The 25,357-nt window shown below is 63.8% G+C and carries 24 protein-coding genes, 2 tRNA genes and 1 other RNA gene; 18 read left to right on the top strand and 9 right to left on the bottom strand.

The genetic code is table 11. The features are described 5' to 3' along the window. Positions 1-78 precede the first annotated feature (78 nt). Complete coding sequence (locus ACH2A7_RS09880; RefSeq protein ID WP_394961721.1) at positions 79-870, bottom strand: peptidylprolyl isomerase; 792 nt, start codon at positions 868-870, stop codon at positions 79-81. Positions 871-1,062: 192 nt separating this feature from the next. Here ACH2A7_RS09880 and ACH2A7_RS09875 point away from each other — a divergent pair, with 192 nt between their 5' ends. After that, complete coding sequence (locus ACH2A7_RS09875) at positions 1,063-1,386, top strand: DUF1292 domain-containing protein (protein WP_394961720.1); 324 nt, start codon at positions 1,063-1,065, stop codon at positions 1,384-1,386. Between the two features lie 6 nt (positions 1,387-1,392). Next, positions 1,393-1,599, top strand: a non-coding RNA gene (ssrS, locus tag ACH2A7_RS09870) — 6S RNA. Between the two features lie 164 nt (positions 1,600-1,763). Here the strand turns inward: ssrS and ACH2A7_RS09865 are convergent. After that, positions 1,764-2,402 carry a lactate utilization protein gene (locus ACH2A7_RS09865; RefSeq protein ID WP_394961719.1) on the bottom strand — a complete coding sequence of 213 codons (639 nt, stop codon included), beginning with the start codon at positions 2,400-2,402 and terminating at the stop codon, positions 1,764-1,766. A gap of 118 nt (positions 2,403-2,520) precedes the next feature. Between ACH2A7_RS09865 and ACH2A7_RS09860 the strand changes: the two genes are divergently transcribed. After that, positions 2,521-3,471 (top strand): hypothetical protein, encoded by a 951-nt coding sequence (locus ACH2A7_RS09860; protein WP_394961718.1) that lies wholly within the window; start codon positions 2,521-2,523, stop codon positions 3,469-3,471. 20 nt (positions 3,472-3,491) lie between these two features. Next, entirely contained in the window at positions 3,492-4,382 is an 891-nt protein-coding gene (locus ACH2A7_RS09855; protein ID WP_394961717.1) for a DMT family transporter, read from the top strand. A 74-nt stretch (positions 4,383-4,456) separates the two neighbouring features. Here ACH2A7_RS09855 and ACH2A7_RS09850 read toward each other — a convergent pair whose 3' ends face one another. Further along, entirely contained in the window at positions 4,457-6,205 is a 1,749-nt protein-coding gene (locus ACH2A7_RS09850; RefSeq protein ID WP_394961715.1) for an ammonium transporter, read from the bottom strand. A gap of 445 nt (positions 6,206-6,650) precedes the next feature. On the opposite strand from ACH2A7_RS09850, the gene ACH2A7_RS09845 reads away from it, so the two are divergent. After that, a complete protein-coding gene (locus ACH2A7_RS09845; protein WP_394961714.1) occupies positions 6,651-8,273 on the top strand; it encodes a phosphotransferase in 1,623 nt (540 codons plus the stop codon). 21 nt (positions 8,274-8,294) lie between these two features. Continuing rightward, positions 8,295-8,837 (top strand): phosphodiesterase, encoded by a 543-nt coding sequence (yfcE, locus tag ACH2A7_RS09840; RefSeq protein WP_394961713.1) that lies wholly within the window; start codon positions 8,295-8,297, stop codon positions 8,835-8,837. Between the two features lie 56 nt (positions 8,838-8,893). Here the strand turns inward: yfcE and ACH2A7_RS09835 are convergent, their stop codons facing one another. From ACH2A7_RS09835 to ACH2A7_RS09825, 3 genes are read right to left on the bottom strand one after another with little or no spacing between them, the layout of a single operon-like run. Further along, a complete protein-coding gene (locus ACH2A7_RS09835) occupies positions 8,894-9,562 on the bottom strand; it encodes a Crp/Fnr family transcriptional regulator (RefSeq protein ID WP_394961711.1) in 669 nt (222 codons plus the stop codon). A gap of 25 nt (positions 9,563-9,587) precedes the next feature. Then, positions 9,588-10,151 (bottom strand): manganese efflux pump MntP family protein, encoded by a 564-nt coding sequence (locus ACH2A7_RS09830; protein WP_394961710.1) that lies wholly within the window; start codon positions 10,149-10,151, stop codon positions 9,588-9,590. A 12-nt stretch (positions 10,152-10,163) separates the two neighbouring features. Beyond that, positions 10,164-11,024, bottom strand: a complete 861-nt coding sequence (locus ACH2A7_RS09825) for a DMT family transporter (protein WP_394961709.1) — start codon at positions 11,022-11,024, stop codon at positions 10,164-10,166. A gap of 151 nt (positions 11,025-11,175) precedes the next feature. Between ACH2A7_RS09825 and ACH2A7_RS09820 the strand changes: the two genes are divergently transcribed. From ACH2A7_RS09820 to ACH2A7_RS09810, 3 genes are all read left to right on the top strand, one after another. Further along, a tRNA-Gly gene (locus ACH2A7_RS09820) sits at positions 11,176-11,250 on the top strand. Positions 11,251-11,278: 28 nt separating this feature from the next. Further along, positions 11,279-11,365, top strand: a tRNA-Leu gene (locus tag ACH2A7_RS09815). A gap of 124 nt (positions 11,366-11,489) precedes the next feature. After that, on the top strand, positions 11,490-11,816 hold the full coding sequence (locus tag ACH2A7_RS09810; protein WP_394961708.1) for a DUF6054 family protein: 327 nt from the start codon (positions 11,490-11,492) through the stop codon (positions 11,814-11,816). A gap of 147 nt (positions 11,817-11,963) precedes the next feature. On the opposite strand, the gene ACH2A7_RS09805 is transcribed toward ACH2A7_RS09810, so the two are convergent. Genes ACH2A7_RS09805 through ACH2A7_RS09795 form a run of 3 tightly spaced genes read right to left on the bottom strand, consistent with a single transcriptional unit; the run spans position 11,964 to position 16,274 of the window. Next, positions 11,964-13,430 (bottom strand): hypothetical protein, encoded by a 1,467-nt coding sequence (locus ACH2A7_RS09805; RefSeq protein WP_394961707.1) that lies wholly within the window; start codon positions 13,428-13,430, stop codon positions 11,964-11,966. A gap of 27 nt (positions 13,431-13,457) precedes the next feature. After that, a complete protein-coding gene (locus ACH2A7_RS09800; protein WP_394961706.1) occupies positions 13,458-15,221 on the bottom strand; it encodes an amidohydrolase family protein in 1,764 nt (587 codons plus the stop codon). Positions 15,222-15,227: 6 nt separating this feature from the next. After that, the gene (locus tag ACH2A7_RS09795) at positions 15,228-16,274 is read right to left on the bottom strand and encodes a dipeptidase (protein WP_394961705.1); all 1,047 of its coding nucleotides are present in this window, start codon (positions 16,272-16,274) and stop codon (positions 15,228-15,230) included. A gap of 349 nt (positions 16,275-16,623) precedes the next feature. On the opposite strand from ACH2A7_RS09795, the gene ACH2A7_RS09790 reads away from it, so the two are divergent. The 9 genes from ACH2A7_RS09790 (at position 16,624) to ACH2A7_RS09750 (ending at position 25,207) form a co-directional block, all read left to right on the top strand. Then, on the top strand, positions 16,624-17,433 hold the full coding sequence (locus ACH2A7_RS09790) for a tetratricopeptide repeat protein (protein WP_394961703.1): 810 nt from the start codon (positions 16,624-16,626) through the stop codon (positions 17,431-17,433). A gap of 148 nt (positions 17,434-17,581) precedes the next feature. Continuing rightward, positions 17,582-18,388: a tetratricopeptide repeat protein gene (locus ACH2A7_RS09785; RefSeq protein WP_394961702.1), complete on the top strand. Its 807-nt coding sequence runs from the start codon at positions 17,582-17,584 to the stop codon at positions 18,386-18,388. Positions 18,389-18,467: 79 nt separating this feature from the next. Next, a complete protein-coding gene (locus ACH2A7_RS09780; protein WP_394961701.1) occupies positions 18,468-19,277 on the top strand; it encodes a tetratricopeptide repeat protein in 810 nt (269 codons plus the stop codon). A 19-nt stretch (positions 19,278-19,296) separates the two neighbouring features. Then, the gene (locus tag ACH2A7_RS09775) at positions 19,297-19,641 is read left to right on the top strand and encodes a RidA family protein (RefSeq protein ID WP_394961699.1); all 345 of its coding nucleotides are present in this window, start codon (positions 19,297-19,299) and stop codon (positions 19,639-19,641) included. Positions 19,642-19,765: 124 nt separating this feature from the next. Next, entirely contained in the window at positions 19,766-20,698 is a 933-nt protein-coding gene (locus ACH2A7_RS09770) for an ABC transporter permease (protein ID WP_394961698.1), read from the top strand. 12 nt (positions 20,699-20,710) lie between these two features. After that, positions 20,711-21,550, top strand: a complete 840-nt coding sequence (locus ACH2A7_RS09765; RefSeq protein WP_394961697.1) for an ABC transporter permease — start codon at positions 20,711-20,713, stop codon at positions 21,548-21,550. Between the two features lie 24 nt (positions 21,551-21,574). Continuing rightward, positions 21,575-22,564, top strand: a complete 990-nt coding sequence (locus ACH2A7_RS09760) for an ABC transporter ATP-binding protein (RefSeq protein WP_394961695.1) — start codon at positions 21,575-21,577, stop codon at positions 22,562-22,564. Next, positions 22,554-23,537, top strand: a complete 984-nt coding sequence (locus ACH2A7_RS09755) for an ABC transporter ATP-binding protein (RefSeq protein WP_394961694.1) — start codon at positions 22,554-22,556, stop codon at positions 23,535-23,537. The genes ACH2A7_RS09760 and ACH2A7_RS09755 overlap by 11 nt, the downstream gene beginning before the upstream one ends. Before the next feature lie 53 nt (positions 23,538-23,590). Beyond that, on the top strand, positions 23,591-25,207 hold the full coding sequence (locus tag ACH2A7_RS09750; protein WP_394961693.1) for an ABC transporter substrate-binding protein: 1,617 nt from the start codon (positions 23,591-23,593) through the stop codon (positions 25,205-25,207). The last annotated feature ends 150 nt before the right edge of the window (positions 25,208-25,357 follow it).

Here is a 25,357-nt window from a genome sequence, read left to right as displayed (position 1 = left end):
ATTATAACACAAAACAGGCCCGCGCACCACGGCGCGGGCCGAAAAAGACAACATCTGCCCGGCGGGGCCCGGGGCGGGTCATCCCGCCGCGGAGCCGGAGGCCGGCGCGGAGGCTGCGGGTTCGGAGGCGGGTTCGGAGGCCGCGGGATCGGGCGCGCCGTAGGTGGAGATGGTCACGCTGTTCAGCGTCACCTCTTCCAGCGGCTTGCCGGCCTCGTCCACCTCGGCGCCGGCGATGGCGTCCACCACGTCCATCCCCTCGTAGATCTGGCCGAACACCGTGTCGGTGTTGTCCAGATAGGGCAGCCCGCCCACCGCGGCGTAGGCGTCGATCACCTCCTGGCGCACCCCCGCGTCCGCCAGGGTCTGCTGGGCGGCCTTGTCCACGCTGGAGGGCAGCGCCTGCACAAAGTAGAACTGGCTCAGGGTGGAGGGAGAAGCGTCCGGGCTCACCGGGGCGCACAGCGCGCCGGCGTAGTGGTGCAGCTTGTCGGTGTAGGCGGCGGGGAAGGGGTTGCCGCTCCAGATGCTTGAGCCGCCCAGGCCGGTGCCGGTGGCATCGCCGCTCTGGACCACAAAGCCGTAGATCACCCGGTGAAAGGAAAGCCCGTTGTAATAGCCCTGGTTTGCCAGGCCCACGAAGTTGTCCACCGCCATGGGGGCCAGGTCGGGGTAGAGCACCGCCCGCACCTCGCCGGCGCTGGTGTCGAAGATGGCGATGGTGTCGCCCTCGGCGGGGGCGGCAAACTGCACCTCGGCGGATTCAAAGGCCTCCCGCCGGACGGCGTCGCCCGGTTCGGGCGTGCCGCCGCAGCCGGCCAGCACGCCGGCGGCCAGCAGGCAGGCGGCCAGAAAAGCAAAACGTCGCATCAGTGACTCCTTTTACTGGAAAACAGAATGTATCAATATTATAGCATACCTCAGGGCAAAATAGCAGGGGAGGGGCAAAAAGTTTCACACCCGGTCCCCGGCAATTTCGGTATTGACGGCGGGGGAAAAACAGGTTACACTGAGAAAGGAATGAACGGCGGCGCGCCGCCGCGATGAAAAGAGGATAACGCCATGGCTGAAACCAAAGTGCCCCCCACCCCGCAGGAAGACGATTACACCCCCGACCTTATCACCCTGGAGGATGAGGACGGCAAAGAGCACGTCTTTGACGTGATCGACGCGGCGGATCTGGACGATACTCACTATATGGCGCTGGTGCCCTATGTGGAGGACGAAAAGCAGCTGGAGGAGACCGAGGCCGAGCTGATCCTGATGAAGGTGGGCGAGGACGCCGACGGCGAGTATCTGGACATCGTTGAGGACGACGAGGAACTGTTCAAGGTGAGCAAGATGTTCGAAAAGCGCCTGCAGGAGTTTTTTGACATCGAGCAGTAAAGGGCGGCTTTCCTGCCTTGTGCGATTTGTTGCGGCTTGATATAATCCTACTAATCAAATATAGGGAGCCCGCCGTTGCCCGGCGGATTGCAGACCTCCCGCCCCGCGCACGCGCGGACCAAGGCGGACGAAGGGAGCGCGAGACCGGGCACAGGGCACCCACCTGCCATCGGGTAGGTTTTGATTGGTCGCAGACGGCAAGGCGGGGCCTTTATAGAAAAAACGCGGGCGCATCCCCGGAAGGGGATGCGCCCGCGCTTTTTTTGTGCCGCGCCGGGAAAAGGCGGCGGGGCCGTCCGCCCGCCGGCGGCGTTCGCCGGAAGGAAAGCCGGGGGCTGACAGTGCGGCGCGCCACCGGCCTGTCCCCCCGCCCCGGCTCAGAAGCCCAGCGGCTCGCCCACCAGCAGCACCTTGATGCGGCCGGGAATGCGCTGGAAGCTGTGGATGGTGGTGGTGCAGCAGATGCGCGCGGGGCTGTGGCAGTGCTCGCACTTGCCGGTGGCGGCGCAGGGGGTGGCGCAGGAAAGGCGCACCGTGTTGGCGGGGGCGGCGATGGCCTCCACCCGGTCCTTCGCGGCGGCCAGGTCCTTCACGATCTTGTTGCAGCCCACCACCAGCAGCACGTTGGCCGGCCCGAAGGTGATGGCGGCCACCCGGTTGGAGTTGCCGTCCACGTTGTAGATTTCACCCGCCTCGGTGATGGCGTTGGCGCTGGCCAGATACCAGTCGGCGCTGAACACCTGGCGGTAAAGCCGGCCGATCTCCTCACCGGTGGTCGCCTTGCTGCGGTCCAGATACTGATAGCGCCCGCTGCCCAGCAGGTCGATCACGCCGGTCTCGGCCAGGGTCATGCTGCCCCCGCTGGACACCACCGCCCCCTCCGGGATCAGCTTTTCCACAAACTCCCGCACGCCTGCGGCGTCGGGCAGATACCAGCCCTCCATGTTGTTGGCCTTCAGGGCGGCGATCACCCGTTTGGCCCGCTTTTCCGTGTTGTCTTTTACGGCGTCGTGCATCCTTCATTCCTCCTTGCGGCAAAGATTGCTTGTGCATCCATTATACCACATTGACAGAAAGGGCGGAACGTGTAGAATAGAAAGAAGACGCATCCTGCGAAAAAAGGAGATCGGCCCCATGGCAAAACAACTGCGCGCCGGCGATGTGATCCCGGAGTTCCGCTTTGACACCCCCTATCAGCCCCAGCAGAGCTTTTATCAGCTGCTGGAAGGGGACAGGCCGGTCTTTCTGGTGTTTCTGCGCAACTTCGGCCACCCGCTCACGCGGCACTACATCATGGAGTACATCAAATCCGCCGCCGCGCTGCGCAGCGCCCGGCTGGTGTGCGTGGTGCGCACCAGGCCCCAGACGATCTCCAAGGCCATCCCGGAGGGGACCATGCCCTACGGCCTGATGTGCGACGCCGAGGGGGTGCTCTACCGCTTTTTCAATGTGCGCAGTGAAAAGAGCCGGATGAAGTGCTTCTCCCTCAAGGCGATGAAGATCCTGAACGCGGCAAAAAAGCAGGGCTTTCACCCCCAGCCGGGCGAGGCCTGGCAGCTGCCGCTGACCCTGCTGGTGGGCCCGGCGGGCCGGGTGCTGATGGCCCACTACGGCGCCACCCTCACCGACCTGCCGGAGGACTGTGTGTGCATGGAGGAACTGGCCGCCGACCTGCTTCCCTCCCTGCCCGCAGAGTGGATGGCGGCGGCCCCGGCGGCCCCGGTGGCGGACAGCTTCGGCGCCGCCTTTGAAACTGTTCCCGGCGCCGACCAAGCGGGGGGCGCGCGTTTCCCGGCCGGCGAAGCGGACGCCGCGCCGGAGGGCTTCGATGCGCCCGCCGGCCCTGATGGGGAGAGCGCGGCTTCCCCCGCCGGCGAAGTTGCCGCTGCGCCGGAGGGCTTTGATGTGCCCGCCGGCCCGGACGGGGAGAGCGCCCCGGCCGAGGAGGAGGGGTTCGACACCCTGCTGGATGTTTTTGACGCGCCGGCCGCTCCCGCCGCGCCGGCGGCGCCGCCGGTGCAGCCGCAGACTCCCCGGCCGCCGGCGGTGGATCTGTCCGCCCTGGGATTCGGCGCGGACCACTGACAAGGGGAGGGGCCCGTGGTTTGAAACAGGAACTGAAGTATCTGCCCATGCTGGTGCTCACCGCCCTGATCTGGGGCGCGGCGTTCGTGGCGCAGAGCGTGGGCAACGAATATGTGGGGCCGTTCACCTTCAACAGTGTGCGCAGCCTGCTGGGCGGCGCGGTGCTGCTGCCCCTGATCCCCCTGCTGGGCCGTCTGTCCGGCAACCGGCGGGAGGGCGACGCGCCGTCCGACCAAAAAAATCTCTGGGTGGGCGGCGTGTTGTGCGGCGTGATCCTGGGCCTTGCCAGCAGCCTGCAGCAGTGGGCGCTGCAGTACGCCGGCGTGGGCAAGGCCGGGTTCATCACCGCGTTGTACATCGTCATCGTGCCGGTGCTGGGGGTGTTTTTTCACCGCAGGCCGGGCGCGAAGGTGTGGCTGGCGGTGGCGGTGGCCCTGGCGGGACTGTACCTGCTGTGCTGGAGCGGCGGCAGCGCGCTGGGCCCCGGCGAGTGGCTGCTCTTCGGGTGCAGCGCGCTGTTCAGCATCCACATCCTCGTCATCGACCATTTCTCCCCCCTGGTGGACGGGGTCAAACTCTCCTGCGTCCAGTTTTTTGTGGCGGGCGTGTTCTGCGCCGTGCCCTCGCTGCTGTTCGAGGCGCCCACCCTGGCGGGCGTGCTGGCCGCGGGGTGGCCGATCGTCTACGCCGGCGTGTTCAGCTGCGGCGTGGCCTACACCCTGCAGGTGGTGGCCCAGAAGCATGTGGAACCCACCCTCGCCAGCCTGACCCTCAGCCTGGAGAGTGTGTTCAGCGTGCTGGCGGGCTGGCTGGTGCTGCGCCAGGCCCTCACGGCGCGGGAGCTGGCGGGCTGCTGCCTGGTGTTCTGCGCCATAGTGCTGGCCCAGCTGCCGGCACGCAAAAAAGCGTGAGCGAAACGCAAACAAAACCCCCGGACCTTGCGGCCCGGGGGTTTTGTTTGCTTGCTTGCTTTTTGGGGAAAAGCTTACTCCACGTCCTGCAGGGCGGCCAGGTCCTCCTCGCCGGTGCGGACCTTCACCACCTTGTCCACGCCGTACACGAAGATCTTGCCGTCGCCGATGTGGCCGGTGTACAGCGCCTTCTTGGCGGCCTCGATCACCGTCTCCACCGGGATGGTGCTCACCACCACCTCTACTTTCACCTTGGGCAGCAGGGTGGCGTCGATCTCCACGCCGCGGTACTTTTCGCCCGCGCCCTTCTGGATGCCGCAACCCATCACCTGCGTCACGGTCATGCCGGTGACGCCGATGTCGTTCAGGGCTTTCTTTAGGTGGTCGTAGCGGGACAGACGGGAGATGATGACTACCTTGTGGATGCCGGTGGATGCGGCGGGGGCCTGCACCACCTTCACAGCGGCCTCCTTCTGGGCGGTGCTGGCGGCCGCGTAGTCGCCGGTGCCCAGGTCGGTGTTCTCGTTCACGTCCATGGTCATGGTGTTGGAGATGTCCATCAGGGCAAAGCCCGCATAGGCGGAGGGCAGGCCGTGCTCGGTGGCGTCCAGGCCGGTGATCTCCTCCTCCTCGCTGACCCGCAGCCCGAAGATGGCCTTGATGAGCAGGAAGAAGATGGTCATGGTCACGCCGGTCCAGGCCAGCACGGTGACGACGCCCAGCAGCTGCGCGCCCAGCAGGCTGAAGCCGCCGCCGTAGAACAGGCCGGTCAGGCTGTCGTTGCCGGGGGCGGAGGTGGTGGCGAACAGACCCACCGCCAGGGTGCCCCACAGGCCGTTGAAGAAGTGCACGGCCACCGCGCCCACCGGGCCATCCACATGGAGCACGCTGTCCAAAAACCACACGCCGAACACCACCAGCACGCCGGCCACCGCGCCGATGACGATGGCGCCCAGGGCGTCGGTCACGTCGCAGGGGGCGGTGATGGCCACCAGCCCCGCCAGCGAGGCGTTCAGGCACATGGAGATATCCGGCTTGCCGTAGCGCACCCAGGTGAACACCATGCACACCACGGTGGCCACCGAGGGGGCCACCGTGGTGGTGAGGAACACCGAGCCCAGCTGCGCAACACTGGTGCAGGCGGCGCCGTTGAAGCCGTACCAGCCCAGCCACAGAATGAAGCAGCCCAGGCAGCCCAGCGCCAGGTTGTGCCCCGGGAAGGCGTTGATCTTGACCACCTTGCCGCTGTCGTCCCGCACAAATTTGCCGATGCGTGGCCCCAGCAGCTTCGCGCCGATCAGGGCGGTGAAGCCGCCCACCATGTGAATGGCGCAGGAGCCGGCGAAGTCATGGAAGATGGTGTTGGAGGCCAGCCAGCCGCCGCCCCAGATCCAGTGGGCCTCGATGGGATACACCAGCGCGGAGATCACCGCCGAGTACACGCAGTAGGACAAAAAGCGGGTGCGCTCGGCCATGGCCCCCGACACGATGGTGGCGGTGGTGGCGCAGAATACCAGGTTGAATACAAAGTTGGACCAGTCAAAATTCTCGTAGGCGGTGAAGATGTCAAAGCCCGGCTTGCCGATGAAGCCCAGCAGGTCCTCGCCCATCAGGAATCCAAAACCGATCAAAATGAACACGATGGTGCCGATACAGAAGTCCATCAGGTTCTTCATCAGGATGTTGCCGGTGTTCTTGGCGCGGGTAAAGCCGGCTTCCACCATGGCAAACCCCGCCTGCATCCAGAACACCAGCGCGGCGCCGATCAAAAACCAGACCGCAAAAAGTTCTGTATCCACAGCGCTCATGATCTCTTGTGTCATACGTTTCCTCCCCTTTCTCTGTGCGTTCCGCCCCGGCAAAGGGGAGCGGAACAAAAACAAGGGAGATCTTTCCGAAGCCGCGGTCTCCGGAAAAATCTCCCTTGATTTGTTTTCGATTATACCGCCTCTGGGGAAAATGCAACCCGGAAAGATGCCGGAAAATCCCGCCGCGGCACGGGAAAATTTCTCTTTAGCGCACAAAAGTGATAAAGCGACGGGCGGACAAGCGCGCGCTGCGCACAAAACAGGCGAAGAAATGTTGAAAAGATTCGGGCGCGGCCGGCCTGACCTCCGCCGCGCGCCGGGCTGCCGGGGTGGCGCTTGCAGCCACGCCCGCAAAATTTGCGAAAGGGGCGCGGCGCGGTTGCAACCCCAGCCGCTTTCTTCTATAATAAATAAGAAGAAGCCCCGCATTCTGGCGGGGCCGGATAAAGGAGACGACGCAATGCCGAATCTGTTGATCTTAGGCGCGGGCGGCTTTGGCCGCATGATCTATGAAAACGTGCAGAGCACCCGCCAGTTTGACCGCATCGCCATGCTGGACGACGCCGCCAAGGGCCCGGAGGTGATCGGCAAGCTGGTGGATTACACCGCCCTGCGGGAGGAGTTTCCCTGCGCGGTGGCGGCCTTCGGCAACAACAAGCTACGGGTGCAGTGGGTGGAAAACCTGCTGCAGGCGGGTTTTGTGGTACCCACCATCATCCACCCCTCGGCGGTGGTCAGCCCCTCGGCGGTGATCGGGGCGGGCAGCTTTGTGATGCAGCGGGCGGTGGTGAACACCCACACGGTGCTGGGCAAGGGGTGCCTGGTGAACTGCGGCGCCATCATCGACCACGACACCGTCGTGGGCGACGGCGCCCACATCAGCCTGGGCAGCGTGGTGAAGGCCAACTGCCAGATCGCCCCTGGGCGCAAGGTGGAGGCGGGCGAGGTGATCTTCGCCCAGCGGCGGGTCATCGACGGGGTGGACAGCCGCGAGTTGCAGGACGCCCTTTACGCCTTCGGCTTCGGCAACCAGTGCAGCTACGTCAAGCCCTTCGGCGCGGGCCACATCAACGAGACCTACGCGGTGTATATGCCGGGGGAAAGGGGAGACGAGCTGAGCTATGTGCTACAGCGGGTGAACACCCATGTGTTCAAAAACCCCAAAGAGGTGATGCAGAACATCTTCGGCGTCACCGAGTATCTGCGCACCGTCATCCGGGCGGCGGGGGGCGACCCCGACCGGGAGACCCTGAGCTACATCAAGACCAAAAGCGGCGAAAATTACTACCAGGACACCCGCGGCCAGCCCTGGCGCTGCTACAACTACATCGCCGATTCGGTGTGCTATCAGAGCGTGGAGACCCCGGAGCAGTTCTATCAGTCGGCCCGCAGCTTCGGCACCTTTTTAAAGCAGCTGGACGGCTACCCCATCGAGACGCTCCACGAGACCATCCCCAAATTCCACGACACCGAGAGCCGCCTGCGGGCCTTCCGGCGGGCGGTGCAGCGGGACGTGAAGAACCGGGTGCGCAGCTGCAAAAAGGAGATCGACTTCGTGCTGGCCCGCGCCGCCGACTGCAGCGTGCTGATGGACGGCCTGCGGGCGGGCAAGCTGCCCCTGCGGGTGACCCACAACGACACAAAACTCAACAACATCCTGTTCGACACGACCACCGGCAAGGGGATGTGCATCATCGACCTGGACACCATCATGCCGGGCCTGGCGCTGAACGATTTCGGCGACTCCATCCGCTTTGGCGCCACCCGCGCGGCGGAGGACGAGCCGGATGTGAGCAAGGTGCACTTTGAACTGGATCTGTTCGAGGCCTACACCAAGGGCTATCTGGAGACCGCCGGCGACGTGCTCACCGAGGCGGAAAAGGAGTATCTGCCCTGGGGCGCCCGGGTCATCACGCTGGAGTGCGGGATCCGCTTTTTGACCGACTACCTCCAGGGCGACGTCTATTTCAAGACCCAGTATCCCACCCACAATCTTGTGCGCTGCCGCACCCAGTTCAAGCTGGTGGCGGAGATGGAGGAGCACTTTGACGAGATGAAGGCCATCGTGAAAAAGTACAGCTGAACGCCGCAAAGGAGAAACACCATGAAACTGCTCATCGCCTCCGACCTGCACGGGTCGGCCCATTACTGCGAAAAATTGCTGGAGCGCATCGACGCCGAGCAGCCGGACAAGATCCTGCTGCTGGGCGACCTGCTCTACCACGGGCCCCGCAACGACCTGCCCCAGGGCTACGCCCCCAAACAGGTCATCCCCCTGCTCAACGGCCTGAAGGAGAAGATCATCGCCGTGCGGGGCAACTGCGACGCCGAGGTGGACCAGATGGTGCTGGAGTTCCCCATCCTGGCGGACTACACCACCATCCTGCTGGAGAACGGCCACACCCTCTTTGCCACCCACGGCCACCTCTTCGACCCGGACCACCTGCCCCCGCTGCCCGCCGGCAGCGCCTTTGCCTTCGGCCACATCCATGTGAAACACGCCGAGCGGCAGGGCGACACCCTGATCCTCAACCCCGGCAGCGTGTCGCTGCCCAAGGACGGCAGCCACAGCTACATGGTCTACGAGAACGGCACCTTCACCGCCAAGACCCTGGAGGGCGAGCCGGTGGCCAGCGTGGGCTGGTAAAAATGAAAAAAGCGCGGCGCGGAAGGAAGCCCCTTCCGCGCCGCGCTTTTTGTGTGTCACCGCAGGCTGTCGCCGGCAATGTGGATCAGCCGCTCGGTGTTCAGCACCTGCAGGCTGCCCCGGCCCAGCTTCACCAGCCCCTCCGAGGAGAAGTAGCGCAGCATCCGGGTGATGACCTCCCGGGCGCTGCCCAGATGCCCGGCGATGGCGTCGTGGGTGAGGGACAGGGTGTCCGAGCCGGTCAGGCGGCACTCCTCCACCAGAAAGGCGGCCAGGCGGCTGTCCAGATGCTTGTAGAGGATTTGGTCCAGCAGCCACATCACGTCAGAAAAGCGGCTGGCGATGAGTTCGGTGGTGAAGTTCGCCACCGGCGCCGACTGGCGCATCAGCTCCTTGTACACCGGCGCGGGGATGCGCCAGAACACGCTGTCCTGCTCGGCCTCCACCGAGATGTCAAACTGCAGGCTGTTGAGCATGCAGTAGGCGCTCATCAGGCAGACGTCCCGGCTGAACAGCCGGTAGATGGTCACCTGCCGCCCGTCCTCCGAGAGGGAAAAGCCCCGCAGCTGGCCGCTCACGATCACCAGCAGGCCCACACAGTCGGCGGTGCCGTTGTGGATCACCTCGCCCTTTTTCACATGCTCCAGCGTGGCGGCGCTCTCCAGCTTCGCCTGCTGCTGGACGGTCAGTTCCTTCCAGAAGGGCAGACACTCCCGCATCTCCATGGCCCTTGCCTCCTTTTTTATAAGATCACAGCGCCAGCAGGCCCATATGCTCTGCCAGCACCTTGATGCCGATCAGGATCAACACGATGCCGCCCGCCAGTTCCGCGCCGCCCTTGTAGCGGGTGCCGAACCGGTGGCCCACCCATACGCCCAGGGCGGAGAGGCAGAAGGTGGTCAGCCCGATGAAGCCCACCGCCCAGAAGATGTTCACCTTCAGCAGCGCCAGGCTCACCCCGGCGGCCAGCGCGTCGATGCTGGTGGCCACCGCCAGCGGCAGCATCTCTTTGGGGGAAAAGCCCTTGTCCGCCGGGCAGGCCGCCTCCCGGGATTCCCGGATCATCCCCGCGCCGATGAAGGCCAGCAGGGCGAACACCACCCAGTGATCAAAGCCGCTGATGAACCGGGCGAACTGGGCGCCCAAAAGAAAGCCCAGCAGCGGCATCAGCGCCTGGAAGCCGCCGAAATACAGGCCGGTGACGACCATGTGGCCCGCTTTCAGCCGCTGCTGGCTGAGCCCCTTGCAGATGGACACGGCAAAGGCATCCATGGAGAGGCCCACCGCCAGGATCAAAAGTTCCGCCAAACTCATAAAAACACCTCGTCACGCCGTCCGGCGCAGATTGTACACAAAGTTCGCCGCCGCGGTGGCGACGATCAGCAGGTAACCCAGGCAGCTCAGCGCGTCGGGCAGCTGCCCGAAGAACAAAAAGCCCAGCAGCGCCGAGAAGAGCACCTGGGAGTAGTCGAACACCGAGATCTCCCGCGCCGGGGCGCAGGAGTAGGCGGCGGTGACCGAGAACTGGGCAAGGGCCGCCGAAAGCCCCACCAGCAGCAGGATCCCCAGCTGGGAGGGGGTCATGGGCACAAAGTCCAACAGCATCACCGGCCCGGTCACCAGGCAGGAGAACAGGGAAAAGCAAAAAACGATCAGGGGCCCGGGCACGCCGCGGCTGCCCATCAGGTGCACCATGGTGTAGGCAAAGCCGGCGCCGAAGCCGCCCAAAAGGCCGATGAGCGCCGGCCCGAGGGAGAGATTCTGCCCGGTGGGCTTCACCACCAGCAGCACCCCGCAGAACGCCGCCGCCACCACCCCCATCTGGAAGCGGCTCAGCTTCTCTTTCAGCAGCAGCGCGCTCATCAGGATGGCAAAGAAGGGCGCCATCTTGTTGAGCAGCGAGGCGTCGGCCAGCAGCAGGTGGTCCACCGCGTAGAAGTTGCCCAGCACACCCAGCGTGCCGAAGGAGGCCCGCAGGAACATATACAGCCAGTCAGCCTTTTCCATGCGGATGGCGGGACGCTTTTTCGCCAGCACCGCCGCCGCGAAGAACAGCGCCACCACATTGCGGAAAAAGCTTTTCTCCACGGCGGGCAGATCCCCCGCCAGCCGCACCAGCAGCGCCATCAGCGCAAAGAAAAAGGCCGACAGCACGATGTACACCGCGCCTTTGTATCGCTTGTTCAACCAAACGGCCCCCTCTGAAACGTTTGTAAAACGGTATAATTATAGCACGGATCGGCCGAAAGTAAAGGGCGCCCGCCCCCCGCCGGCGCGCCGCAAAAAAATGCTTGCAATCGGCGGGGGGCTATGCTATAATACATTTCGCAGCCGATGTGCAGGTGTCGTACAACGGCTAGTACATCAGCCTTCCAAGCTGAGGACGTGGGTTCGACTCCCATCACCTGCTCCAACAGCGGTTCGGCTGGCGCACAGAATATGCGGATGTGGCGGAATTGGCAGACGCGCTAGATTCAGGTTCTAGTGGGGGCAACTCCATATGGGTTCAAGTCCCTTCATCCGCACCAGCGGCCCCGGTCTTTTGACCGGGGCCGTTTTCTTTTTCTTTGCTTGACGCGGGCGAAAAAATCTGGCAGAATCAAATTGTCCCCCGCGCGGGGCGGCAAAAAAACGAAAAAGGGGAGAGGCGGCATGGCAAAACTGGAGCGTGCGCTGCAGGAAAATTTCGACGGGCTGCTGGCGCGCATCGAGCAGGGCATCCTGGAGGGCAGCGTCTCGGCCTCGCTGGAGGCGTCCAGCGATTTTTCCGAGGGCGGCGCCCGGTGCAGCGTGCGGGTGTTCGAGCGCTACAGCTATGCCGGCGGCAACCGCCTGAGCATGAGCGTGACCCTGTTCCAGAGCGGCGGCGGGCCGGTGCACCTCTCGGCTATCACCGCCGGGGGCAGCCAGGCGCTGCTTTTCAAGATCAACACCTGGGGCGAGGAGGCCTTCCTGGACAAACTCCGGGAACTGATGTGAGCCGTGCGCCCCGCCCTGTATGAATGAAAAGTGTATAAAGATGCAAAAGGCCCGTTCCTGACCGGAACGGGCCTTTTTCGGCCTCAAAGGGGAGGGCGGGCGCCCCACGCGGGAGCGCCCACCCTCCAAAAGCTGACCGGGGAACGCTCAGTTGTGGGGCATGCCGCCCTCCAGGAAGTCGCGCACATCGTCGCACAGGGCCTTCACGTTGTCCTCGCCGATGTAGATCATGTGGCCGGAGGGGTAGCCCTTCAGGCACACCCGGTCCATGGGCAGGCCGGCGTGGTCCAGCATGTAGTCGATGATGCCGATGTGGGTGGCGGTGTCGTAGTAGCCGTTGGCGAAGAACACCCGCAGGCCGTGCATCCGGTACATGGCGCTGCGCAGCTGCTCGCCGGTGGTGCCCATGGGGGCCTCCCGGTTCCACTTGTCCTCCTTGGTGAACATGTCGTACATGCAGGCAGAAGGCACATAGACCCGGTCCAGGTGGATGTTCAGTTTGGGAAAGATGGTGCCGGTGAGCACCCCGAAGAAGAAGGCGCCGTAGCGGTCGCTGGAGGCGTCGTCCCACAGGCCCGCGGTCTTTTCCACCTCTTCCGGGGTGTAGCGGGGGCGGGTGATGCGGCCGTCGAACCGGGCCACCGAGGCGCCCTTGTCCTTGATGACCTCCAGCCGGAAGGTCTCGTCCTCGATGCGCAGGTCCCGGTCCGCAAGATACTGACGGGACACGCCGGTGAAGCCGCAGATCTGGCGGATGACCTCCTCCCGCTCCTCGCCCTGCAGCCGCCGGCCCTTGTAGAGGGCGCTCAGGTAGGTGGTGTCGGCAAACTCCTTGGCCCGGGCCACGAACGCCTCCAGAGACTCGTCGGTGGGCCTGTTGTGGTACCAGTGGATCGCCGCGTAGCTGGGGAAGGCCACCACCGCGTGCTCCACCGGCACCTCCCGCTCGAAGTACTTGCCGGTGGTCACGGTGTTGCCGATCATCACGATGCCGTCAAAGGCCACCGCATAGGAGCGCTCGTGGCTGCGGGTGGCGGCGATGCCGGCGGCGGTGGCGGCGCGGGTGCAGCCGTAGCTCTCGCCGATGATGTACTTGGGGCTGGACCAGCGGCCGTAGCGGTGCAGCCACTTCTCCACAAACATCAAAAGGGCCTCGGCATCCTCCTCGATGCCGAAGAACTTGTTGGCGCTGCCCTCGTCCAGCAGCACGCCGTAGCCGGTGCCCACCGGGTCCACCAGCACCACGTCGGCGATGTCCAGCAGGCAGTCGGGGTTGTCCATGCTCTTGTAGGGGGGCAGGGAGGTGGCCCGGTCGGTCTCCTCGTACACCAGCCGGGTGGCGCCTAAAAAGCCCGCGTGGACATGCATGGAGGAGGAGCCAGGCCCGCCGTTGAAGCCGAACACCACCGGACGGTTGGCGGTGTCCTTCACGTCGGAACGGAAGTAGGAGTAGGAGAAGATGGAGGCCAGCGCCTTGCCGGACTTGTCGTAAAACACGTTGTCCTCGCTGACGGTGTGGTAGGGCACCCGCTGGCCCCGCAGCTCGATCTCGCCGTCGGACTCGAAGCGGGCGGGGGTGAAGGTGGCCGGGTCGAATTTTTCCGTTGTGTACATGCGGTTTTCCTCCTTGTCTGTTGGATGTCAGCAGTCCTGCCGGCGGATGGCGCCGCCGGGCAGCGCGCCGGTGTGCCGGCCGTCCCGGATGACCGGCACGCCGTTCACCAGCACATGCTGGATGCCGTCGGGGTAGACGGTGGGGTCGATGACGTTCTCGTTGGTCTTCAGGGCCTCCCAGTCGATGACCAGCACATCCGCCTGCTTGCCGGGGGCCAGGGTGCCCCGCTTTTTCAGATGCAGCAGTTCGGCGGGCCGGCCGGTGAGTTTGCGGATCATCTCCACCCGGTCGTCGCCCCCCAGCTCGGTCAAAAACTTGATGAACCCGCAGTAGGTGTTGGGGTTGGGCTTGTTGCCGGGGCTCTCGGGGTCGTAGGCCACGGTGGAGGTGGCGCCGAAGACGAAGGTGTCGTTGCCCAGGGTGGCCTGGGGGTGGCCCACAAAGGTCTTGACGCTCTCGGCGTTGGCGTCGTGCACCGCCCGGAAGATCTGGGTGCGCCGGTCGATCAGCAGCAGTTCGAACAGGGCGGTGAGGGTGTCGCAGCCCATCATCTGCCCCACCTGGCGGGCGGTCTTGCCCTCGTAGCGGCGCTGGGCGCAGCGGATGATTCTGATCTCGTCCTCCCACTCCGGCTGCACCTTGGGGTTCAGGATGTAGTAGGAGCCGGAGAAGATGGCCTCCCGGATCATCTGGCGGTAGTCCTGCCCGTTCAGGTTGCGCAAAAACAGGCTCACCCCGCCGGTGAACTTGTACCAGGGGCGGAACAGGGTGATCAGGTCGGGGGCGATCATGGTGCCGCCGGTGGAGTTGGGGATCACGTCAAAGCCGGCCCGCACGCCCCTGGCCACATACTCGTCGATCACCTGCAGCGTGCGCCTGGAGGCCGCGACCTGCAGATAATCGTCGTTGGCGGGATAGAGGTCGTAGCCCTTGGACAGGTGGGAGATCTGCACCTGGATGTCGTTGGCCAGGCCGATCTCCAGGATCTCCTTGATGCCGTCGATCTTCTTCTGCCGCTTGGGGGTGCCCCGGCGCTGGCCGGTCTTGCGCCAGTGAGCGAACAGGATGCCCCCGTCCTTTTTCAGCTCTTTGCTCATCTCCAGCAGTTCGGCGGTGTCGGAAAAGATGCCCGGCTCATAGTCCAGCCCCACCGACATGCCGAAGGCGCCGGCGTCCAGCGCCTCGTGGATGTCCGCCTTCAGCTGCGCCTTCTCCGCCTCGGTGAGGGGGCGGTCGCCGTCCGGGCCGGCGGCGTTCATCCGGATGGTGCTGTAGCCCAGCACCGGCACGATGTTGCCGGAGGTGCCGTGGGCGTCCACCGCGTCCAGCCACTCGTGAAAGGTGCGCCAGGTCACGTCAAAGCCGCAGCGGCGGCGGATGAGGGGGATGACCTCCTCGCTGAGAGCGTAGTAGTCATCGGCGTACATGTCGGCGTAGAGCTTGGGGGTCAGCTCGTCAAAGATGTCCCGCATGGCCTGGTTGGCCAGCCAGTATCTGCCCACCGGCGCGATGGACTGGCCGCACATGCACCCCACAAAGGTGGTGATGCCCTGGTGCAGCATGCTGTCCATGGTGGGGTAGGCCAGCAGGGTCTGGTCGGCGTGGGAGTGCATCTCGATGAAGCCGGGGGTCACCGTTTTGCCCGCCGCGTCGATCACCTCATGGGCCTGGGCGGGGTCGATGGCGCCGATGGCGGCGATCTTCCCGTCCTGGATGGCCACGTCGGCCTCCATGGCGGCGGCGCCGGTGCCGTCGATCACCGTGCCCCCTTTAATAAGGATGTCATACATGGCCCGTCACTCCTTGTCCCACACCTTGCGGAACACCCGCAGCAGGTTGCCGCCCAGCACCTTTTTGATGTCCTCTTCGCCAAAGCCCCGGGCCAGCATGTGATCCACCAGGTTGTCCCACTCGTCGAAGTAGTTGAAGCCCTGCACATGCTTCTGGTAGCCGCTGAACTTGCCGAACCAGTGGGGGCAGGTGCGCTCGAACTCCACCCGGCCCATCAGATAGTCCAGGGTGGGGCGCTTCCAGCGGTCGGTGCCGATGCCCACATAGTCGATGCCCACCAGGTCGGCCACATGCTCGATGTGGTCGATGAACCGGTCCACCGTGGGCCAGCTGCTCTGGTCCTCGTTGCACATCACGCTGTGGGGGCACAGGCCGATCACACCGCCCTTGGCCGCCAGGGCTTTGATCTGCTCGTCGTTGGCGTTGCGGGTGTGCTTTGCCACGTCGTAGCAGGAGGAGTGGGAGAAGATCACCGGGTCGGCGGAGACGGCGATGGCGTCCAGCGAGGTCTTGCGCCCCGCGTGGGACAGGTCGATCAGCATGCCCACCCGGTTCATCTCGTAGATGCACTGCTCGCCGAAGCGGCTCAGGCCGGTGTCGTCGCTCACAAAGGCGCCGGAACCGATGAAACTCTGCTGGTTGTAGGTCAGCTGCACGATCTTCAGCCCCAGGCGGTTGAGAAGCGAGATGTAGCGCAGGTCCTGCTCAAAGCAGAAGGCCCCCTGGGTGCTCATGATCACCGCCAGCTTGCCCTCGGCCTTGGCCCGCAGGATGTCCGCCGCGCTGGTGGCGATGATCACCTTGTCCGGACAGGTCTCCTCCAACAGGTAATACTGGTGGATGGCCTTGCAGCAGTCGGTGAAGTTGCTGGGGTAGTTGTCGTCCACGATGGTGGTGCTGATGGCGCTCACGCCGCCCTCCAGAAGGATGTCCACGATGCTGTGGCCCGGCGCGCACTCAAAGGGCGGGTCGGTGAACAGGCCGTGAAACAGTGAGTCGATGGCGCAGCTCTCCTTTAAAATACGGGCCGCGTCGGCGGATGCGTTGCTCATGGTTTACCCTCCTTGCAATGGCCTCTCCGGCCACACTTTTGTACCATTATTTCATAACTTTGAGTGAAAATCAATATAGAATAATATATGATATTTTACGACTTTAAACTGATAAACTTTGTGCATATGAACATTGACAAACTGCATTTTTATGATTACAATAAAAGCAATTTAGCGGCGAAAACAGAGGGGATTTCGCATATTTTATCACCGCGCGGGCCGGGCGATGACGAAAAAACGCGCCGGGGCGCACCCGCCTCCTCCCCGCGCCGGAAAGAATATACACATCAATATGAAATATATGATTTTCCGGGGCCGGGGCCCCGGGGCGACAAGGAGGGAACGACGGATGAAGTTTGTGTTCAACCCGCAGAAGAACGAGCAGGCGCGCACGATCCTGATGATGCGCCCCACCGTGGCCGAGGCCAGGGCCGCCCTGGAAAAGGACGACACCGACGCGGCGGCGCTCTATGCCCTGGGCACGGCGCTGTCACTGGAAAAGGACTATGAGGGCGCCATCGAGGCCCACAGCCGGGGCATTGCGTTTGCCCCCTTCTACGCGCCCAACTACTTCGGCCGCGGCCGGCGGCACAGTGCGTCGGGCCATTTCTGGCAGGCGGTGGCGGATTTCACGGTGGCCATCCACCTGGACTCCTCCAACTGGATCTACTGGTACTACCGGGCCACCACCCTGAACATGAACGGCCATGTGGAGGAATCGCTGGACGATTTCACCCGCTGCATCTCCCTCACCGCGCCGGAAGAGCACTACCCCCTGGCGGACTGGCTGTACACCTCCAACGTGGAGTTGGGCCGCTACGCCGAGGCCGAGAAGAGCCTCGATCTGGTGGACGCCTCGGTGGAGGCCCCGCAGATGGACTACGGCTACCGCCGCTCGGTGCTGCTGTACAAGGGGCTGGTGAGCCCGGAGGAGTTCATCGACATTCCGCTGCTGGAGAAAAACGTGCTGCCCCAGAAGGACCGGGTGCGGCTGGAGCTCAACGGCCTGTATTACAGCCTGTACTGCTACTGGATGGTCCACGGCGAGCCGGAAAAGGCCGCCGACGCCATCCGGGAGCTGATGAAGGTGGCCTATCCCGGCACGTTCGCCCACACCAAGGCGATCCCCATTGCAAAGAGGCTGGGGATCCTGCCCTGAGCGGGCGCTGAAAACAGCATACGACACAGCAAGGACTGAACAAAGGCGTTTGGATCCGCATGAACACGATGCGCTCTGGACGCTTTTTTTTTAAAGACCCCGCGCCCCCGCGCGGGCTGTACGACAAGGACCGCAGGAGGTGCGAGGAATGAAATTCGTCTTCAATCAAAAGAAAAATGATCACAACCGCGAGATGCTGATGATGCAGCCCACCGTGGCCGAGGCGAAGTCCGCGCTGGAAAAGGACGACACCGACGCCTACGCCTGGTACGTCTACGGCAAGGCGCTGTCGCTGGAAAAGCGCTACGACGAGGCCATCGAGGCCCACAGCCAGGGCATCGTGTACGACCCCTTCTACGCCCCCAACTACTTCGGGCGGGGCGGCAAGCTCAGCACCACCGGCCACTTCTGGGGCGCTTTGGCGGACTACACCATGGCCATCCATCTGGATTCCTCCAACTGGCTGTACTGGTATTACCGGGCCACCACCCTGAACCTGGCGGGGCATCTGGAGGAGTCCATCGACGACTTCCGCCAGTGCATGAAGGTGTCCGACCCGTCGGAGCACTACCCCCTGATCCACTGGATCTACTCCACCTATGTGGAGATGGGCCAGTACGACAAGGCGGAAAAGAGCCTGGAAGGGGTGGACGCCACCATCGAACCCCCGCAGATGGATTACGGCTACTGCCGCACGGTGCGCCTGTACAAAGGGATGGTCAAGCCGGAGGAATTCATCGAGCCGGACATGAAGGACAAGGTGCTGCCCCGGGAAAAGCGGGTGGAACTGGAGCAGAACACCATGTACTACGGGCTGTACTGCTACTGGATGGTGCACGGCCAGCCGGACAAGGCCGCCGAGGCCATCAAAAAGCTGCTGCCCATCGCCTATCCCGGCGCCTTCGGCTACACCAAGTCCATTCCCATCGCCAAACGGCTGGGCCTTTTGAAATAAGGCACGAAACACGCAATCGGCCCGATGCGCCCCGCACGCCGGGGCGGCGCGGCTGAAAATACGACAGGAGGCTGTTGAAATGAAATTCGTCTACAACGAAGCCAAGAACGAGGAGATGCGTCATATTCTGATGATGCAGCCCGCCATCGAGGAGGCCAAGGCCAAGGTGGACAAGGACGACACCGACGCCCGGGCGCTGTACGAGTACGGCACCGCCCTGGGCAACGCCGGCCGCTACGAGGAGGCCATCGAGGTGTACAGCCAGGGCATCGCCTTTGATCCCTTCTACGCCCCCAACTACTTCGGCCGGGGCCGCAAGCTGAACACCACCGGCCACTTCTGGCAGGCGGTGGCGGACTTCACCGTGACCATCCACCTGGATTCCGACTGCTGGACCTACTGGTACTACCGCGCCACCACCCTGAACCTGGCGGGCCACATCGAGGAGTCCATCGACGACTTCCGCCAGTGCATGAAGCTGTCCAACCCCGCCGAGCACTACCCCCTGATCCACTGGATCTACACCTCCTATGTGGAGCTGGGCAAGTTCGACGAGGCAGAGAAGTGCCTCGATCTGATCGACGCCACCGTGGAGCCTCCCAAGATGGACTACGGCTACTGCCGCGTGGTGCGGCTGTACAAGGGCCTGGTGAAGCCCGAGGAGTTCATCGAGCCGGACATGAAGGACAAGGTGCTGCCCCGGGAGAACCGGGTGAACCTGGAAAAGAACGGCATGTACTACGGCCTGTACTGCTACTGGACGCTGCACGGCGAGCCCGAGAAGGCCGCCGACGCCCTGCGGGAGCTGATGAAGGTGGCCTATCCCGGCGCCTTCGGCTACACCAAGGGCCTGGCGGCGGCCAAGAAGCTGGGCATCGTCAAGGAATAAGCCTGTGAGGAGCGAGACCATGATCGAATACATCGACCCGGCGCCCACCTTTGCCCGCGCCGTCAAACACAACGGGGTGATCTACTTCAGCGGCCATGTGGACGGCCAGAAGCACGACACCATCGCCGGCCAGACCAAGGCTCTGTGCGAGCGCTATGAGCAGCTGCTGGAACAGCACGGCAGCGACAAGGACCACATGCTGTTCGTCACCATCTACATCTCCGACCTCTCGCTGAAAGAGGAGATGAACGCCGTGTGGGACGCCTGGCTGAACCCCGGCCACGCCCCCGCCCGGGTCTGCGTGGAAGCGAAGATCCCCGAGGGATACTTCCTGGAAATGAACGTCGTGGCGGCGCTGAAATAACGCCACAAACGCGGGAAAAGCGCCCCGGAGGGCTGCTTTCGGGGCGTTTTTTCCCCTTCCCTTGAAAACCGGCCCGGCGGGCGCGCCCCCCGGGAAACCATAAAAAGATTGCGGGAGAGAAACCATGCTCAGATACATCGCAAAACGACTGCTGCAGCTCATCCCCACGCTGCTGTTGGTATCCATCATCGTATTTTTGATGGTCCGGATCATCCCCGGCGACCCCATCACCCTGCTGTACGGTGTGTCCGAGAGCGGCGGCACCAGCGAGGAATACCTGGACGCCATGCGGGATAAGTACGGCCTGAACGATCCGCTGATCGTGCAGTATTTCCGGTGGATCACGGGCTTTGTCCAGGGGGACATGGGGACCTCCCTGCGCACCCACAAGACCATTCTGGAGGAGCTGACCAACCGCTACCCCTACACCGTCACCCTGGCGGTGGGCGGCACGGTGGTGGGTTCCATCATCGGCGTCATATGCGGCATCATCGCGGCCACCTTCCACAACAAGGCGGGGGACAACATCGTCATGGTCATCTCCATGGTGGCGGTGTCGGTGCCATCCTTCTTTTTGGCGATGCTGCTGATGCTCTATTTCTGCCTGCATCTGGGGGTGCTGCCAAGCCTGGGGCTGCGAAGCTGGCGGCACGCCATACTGCCCATCGCAACGCTGGGCCTCGGGGCGGTGGGCATGATCGCCCGCACCACCCGCTCCTCCATGCTGGATGTCATCAACCAGGACTACATCCGCACCGCCCGTGCCTACGGCACCTCCAAGTTCAAGATCATCACCCAGTACGCCTTTAAGAACGCCCTGATCCCCGTGCTCACCGCCATCGGCCTGCGCTTCGGCAGCCTGCTGGCCGGCGCGGCGCTGGTGGAGACCATCTTCACCATCCAGGGCGTCGGCAGCTTTCTGGTGGACAGCGTGAACGGCCGCGACTACCCCGCCATCCAGAGCACGGTGCTGGTGCTGGCCGCCTCCTTCGTGATCGTGAACACACTGGTGGACATCATCTACGGCCTGGTGGACCCCCGGGTCAAATACGATTGAGGAGGCAGCGCAATGAAATCACCCATCGTTCGGCGCTTTTTGAAGCGCAAGGTTTCCATCATCGGCCTGGTGGTGCTGCTGATCTTTTTCCTGATGGCCCTCGTCGGGCCCTTCCTGTGCAGCTATGATCCCCTGGCGCAGGACACCTCCCTCATCAGCAAAGGCCCCAGCGCCGCCCACTGGTTCGGCACCGACTACCTGGGCCGCGACACCTTCACCCGCATCGTCTACGGCGCCCGGGTGTCCCTTTCCATCAGCTTCGCGGGGGTGTTCTCCGGCTGCTTTGTGGGCATCATCCTGGGCGTGTGCGCCGGCTACTTCGGCGGCGTGGCGGACGCCATCATCTCCCGCGTGATCGACGTGCTGCTGGCCTTCCCGGGCCTGCTTCTGGCCATCGTCATCGTGGCCATCCTGGGCAACGGCACCCAGAACACCGTCATCGCCATCGCGGTGTTCGCGGTGCCCTCCATCGCCCGCATGGTGCGCGGCGTGGTCATCTCCAACAAGGATTCCCAGTACATCGGCGCGGCCAAGGTGATGGGCGAGTCCAACGCCCAGATCATCCTCACCCACATCATCCCCAACTCGGTGTCCCAGATCATCGTCAACGTCACGCTGAATCTGGGCAGCGCCATCCTGACCTCCTCCTCCCTGTCCTTTCTGGGCATGGGCGTGCAGCCCCCCAGCCCGGAGTGGGGCGCCATGCTCAACAAGGCCAAAGAGGTCATCCGCACAAACCCCTGGGAGGCCATCTTCCCCGGCCTGGTCATCACCCTGGTGGTGATGAGTTTCAGCCTGGTGGGCGACGGCCTGCGGGACGCGCTGGACCCCAAACTGAAGAATGTATCCTGAATGCGGACGAAAGAGAGAATGGCTATGCAAGAAACGGTATTGCAGGTGAGGAACCTGAAGACCTATTTTTACACGGAGGAGGGCACCGTCCCCGCGGTGGACGGCTTGGACTTCGACCTCCACAAGGGCGAGACGCTGGCCATCGTGGGCGAATCCGGCTGCGGCAAAAGCGTCACCAGCCTGTCTATTTTGCGCATCGTGCCCAGCCCGCCGGGCAAGATCCTGGACGGGGAGATCCTCTATAAGGGCGAGGACCTTTTGAAAAAGACCGAAAAGCAGATGCGCGCCATCCGGGGCAACGAGATCACCATGATCTTCCAGGAGCCGCTCACCAGCCTGAACCCGGTGTTCACCATCGGCAAGCAGATCACCGACATCCTGTGCATGCACCAGGGCATGAAGCGCAAAGATGCCTATGAAAAGGCGGTGGAGATGCTCAAGAAGGTGCGTATCCCCGCGCCGGAAAAGGTGGTCAACGACTACCCCCACCAGCTGTCCGGCGGCATGCGCCAGCGGGTGATGATCGCCATGGCCCTGGCCTGCAACCCGGGCATCCTCATCGCCGACGAGCCCACCACCGCCCTGGACGTGACCATCCAGGCCCAGATTATGCACCTGCTGAGCGATCTGAAGGAAGGGCGGGACACCTCCATCATCCTCATCACCCACGATCTCGGGGTGGTGGCCCAGATCGCCCAGAACGTGATGGTCATGTACGCGGGGCAGGCGGTGGAGTACGCCGACGTGAAGAGCATCTTCAAGGACCCGCTGCACCCCTACACCCAGGGGCTTTTGAAGTCGCTGCCGGTGCTGGGCGAGGAGAAGGATTCCCTTTACAGCATCAAGGGCAACATCCCCAGCCCCAAGGACTACCCCCAGGGCTGCCGCTTCTCGCCCCGGTGCGACAAGGCCTGCGACAGGTGCCGCAAAGAACCCCCGCCGCTGACCGCGCTGCCCGACGGGCGCAAGGTGCGCTGCTGGAACTATGTGGGAGGTGAGAGCGATGAACAATGACGTGCTGCTGGAAGTAAAGGACCTGAAGGTCTACTACCCGGTCAAGACCAAATCGCTGATCCCCCGCAAGGCCTGGGTCAAGGCGGTGGACGGCGTCAGCTTCCAGGTGCGCCGCAAGGAGGCCTTCGGCATCGTGGGCGAATCGGGCTGCGGCAAGTCCACCACCGGCCACGCCATCGTGGGCCTGCTGAAAGCCACCGCCGGCGACATCCTCTACGAGGGCGAGTCGCTGGTGAACAGCAAGGGGGCCCTGAGCCGCGAGCGGGCCAAAAAGCTGCAGATCATCTTCCAGGACCCCTATTCCTCCCTGGATTCCCGCTTCACCGTGGGCCGCTGCATCCGCGAGCCGCTGGACGTGCACAAGATCGGCACCCGTGAGGAGCGCAACGCCCGGGTGGAGGAGCTGATGCGGGAGGTGGGCCTCAACCACGAGCAGATCACCCGCTACCCCCACGAGTTCTCCGGCGGCCAGCGCCAGCGCATCGGCATCGCCCGGGCCCTGGCCCTCAACCCCGGCCTCATCATCTGCGACGAGCCGGTGAGCGCGCTGGACGTGTCCATCCAGGCGCAGATTTTGAACCTGATGCAGGAACTCAAGGAGAAACACGGCCTGACCTACATCTTCATTTCCCACAACCTGAGCGTGGTGCATCACCTGTGCGACCGCATCGCCGTGATGTACCTGGGCAACGTGGTGGAGATCGCCGACAAAAAACAACTCTTTGAGGACCCCCGCCATCCCTACACCAAGGCCCTGCTGGACGCCATCCCCGTGCCCGACCCCGAGCGGGTGACCATGAGCGGCGAGCTGGAGGGCGACGTGCCCAGCCCGCTGAACCCGCCCAGCGGCTGCTGCTTCCACACCCGCTGCAAGTTTGCCACCGAGCGCTGCGGCCGGGAGAAGCCGGCCCTCGCCGAGGTGGAGCCGGGGCACCAGGTGGCCTGCCACCTGTGCGCGGGCAAAACCAACTGATATCTGTTGCCTCACAGGGGTATGGATATAAAATGCAAAAAGGAGAGAAAAACATGAGAAAGACAAAGCTGCTTGCCCTTGCCCTGACGGCGATCATGAGCGTTTCCCTGCTCGCCGGCTGCGGTTCCTCGGGCGACTCCGCCGCTTCCGGCGGCACGAGCGCTTCCGGGTCCGCCGCCGACGCCGTGACCTACAAGGACACCCTCACCATCGCCTCCAGCAGTGACCAGAACTACATGGACGGCCAGATGAACAACACCAACGACGTGTACCTGCGCGCCGTGTATTCCCAGCTGGTCCGCCGGGACGCCAACAACGAACTGGTGGGCGATCTGGCCGAGAGCTGGGAAGTGTCTGAGGACGGCTGCACCTGGACCTTCCACCTGAAGCAGGGCGTGAAGTTCCACAGCGGCAAAGAACTGACCTCCGCCGACGTGAAGGCCAGCTACGACCGCCTGCTGGACGAGGAGAACCCCGTGCGCTACACCAGCCTGGCCGCCGGCTACATCTCCGAGTGCAAGGTGGTGGACGACTACACCGTCCAGCTGATCACCCCCAGCCCCATCGCGCCCTTCCTGGCCAACCTGACCCACCGCTCCAACCTGATCCTCAACGCCGACTACATTGAGAAGTACGGCACCGAGCTGGGCCTGACCGCCGAGTCCGTGGACGGCACCGGCCCCTACAAGCTGGCCTCCTGGGACCGGGATCAGGAGATGGTGCTGGAGCGCTTTGACGACTACTTCGGCGGCGCCGTGCCCACCAAGACCATCGACATCCTGATCGTCTCCGACGCCAACGCCCGTCAGGTGGCCCTGGAGACCGGCGAGGTGGATATGACCACCGTGGCCACCAGCGAGGTACCCGCCCTGAAGCAGAACCCCGACCTGAACATCATCACCACCGAGAGCATCGGCGCCCACGGCCTGCAGTTCAACTGCGCCAACGAGTATCTGAAGGACACCCGCCTGCGCCAGGCCGTGAGCTACGCCATCGACCGCCAGGCCATCATCGACGCCCTCTACTCCGACATCGGCGAGGAGGCCTGCACCGCCCCCGTCAACCCCAACGTCTGGGGCTACTACGACTTCGGCGTGATCCAGCAGGATCAGGAGAAGGCCAAGCAGCTGATGGCCGAGGCCGGCTATCCCGACGGCTTTGAGTTCTCCATCATGGTCCACACCGGCTACAACAAGAGCCTGGAGACCTGTGAGATGATCGTCTCCGACCTGGCCGAGGTGGGCATCACCGCCACCATCGAGACCGTGGACAACGCCACCTTCAACGCCTCCATGGGCAACCGCTCCACTCCCGGTGAGGATTTCCCCTGGGGCATGTTCTTCATGGGCTACGGCGCCGGCACCGCCGACTGCGACGAGGGCCTGCGCCGCATCTGGGAGACCAGCCCCGACGGCAATAACAACAACAACTACGGCTGGTACTCCAACGCCGAGGTGGACCGTCTGCTGAACGCCGCCGCCGTGGAGATGGACGAGACCGCCCGTCTGGATCTCTACAAGCAGGCCCAGCAGATCCTGTACATCGACGACCCCGCCGCTGTCTGGACCAACGACCGCTTCAACATCTGGGCCACCACCAGCAAGGTGGAGGGCGTGAAGACCAACGTGAACAACGTGCTCTTCTTCGACGAACTGCGCGTGGCCGAGTGATCGGCACTGTGTGACCGCCCACCGCGCACAGGAGGCCTTCAGCCGTCGGGCGACCGGCTGCGCTGAGGGCCTCTTTTTCTGCCCTGGAACCGTGTCCGCCGGTTGCGGACGGCGGCAAAGAGTGATAGAATAAAAAATACTGGAAATGTG

The organism is Candidatus Allofournierella merdavium (assembly GCF_944382735.1).
Lineage (GTDB): Bacteria > Bacillota > Clostridia > Oscillospirales > Ruminococcaceae > Allofournierella_A > Allofournierella_A merdavium.
The sequence above is the reverse complement of the archived record's forward strand: the minus strand, read 5'-3'. Positions and strand labels throughout refer to the sequence as shown.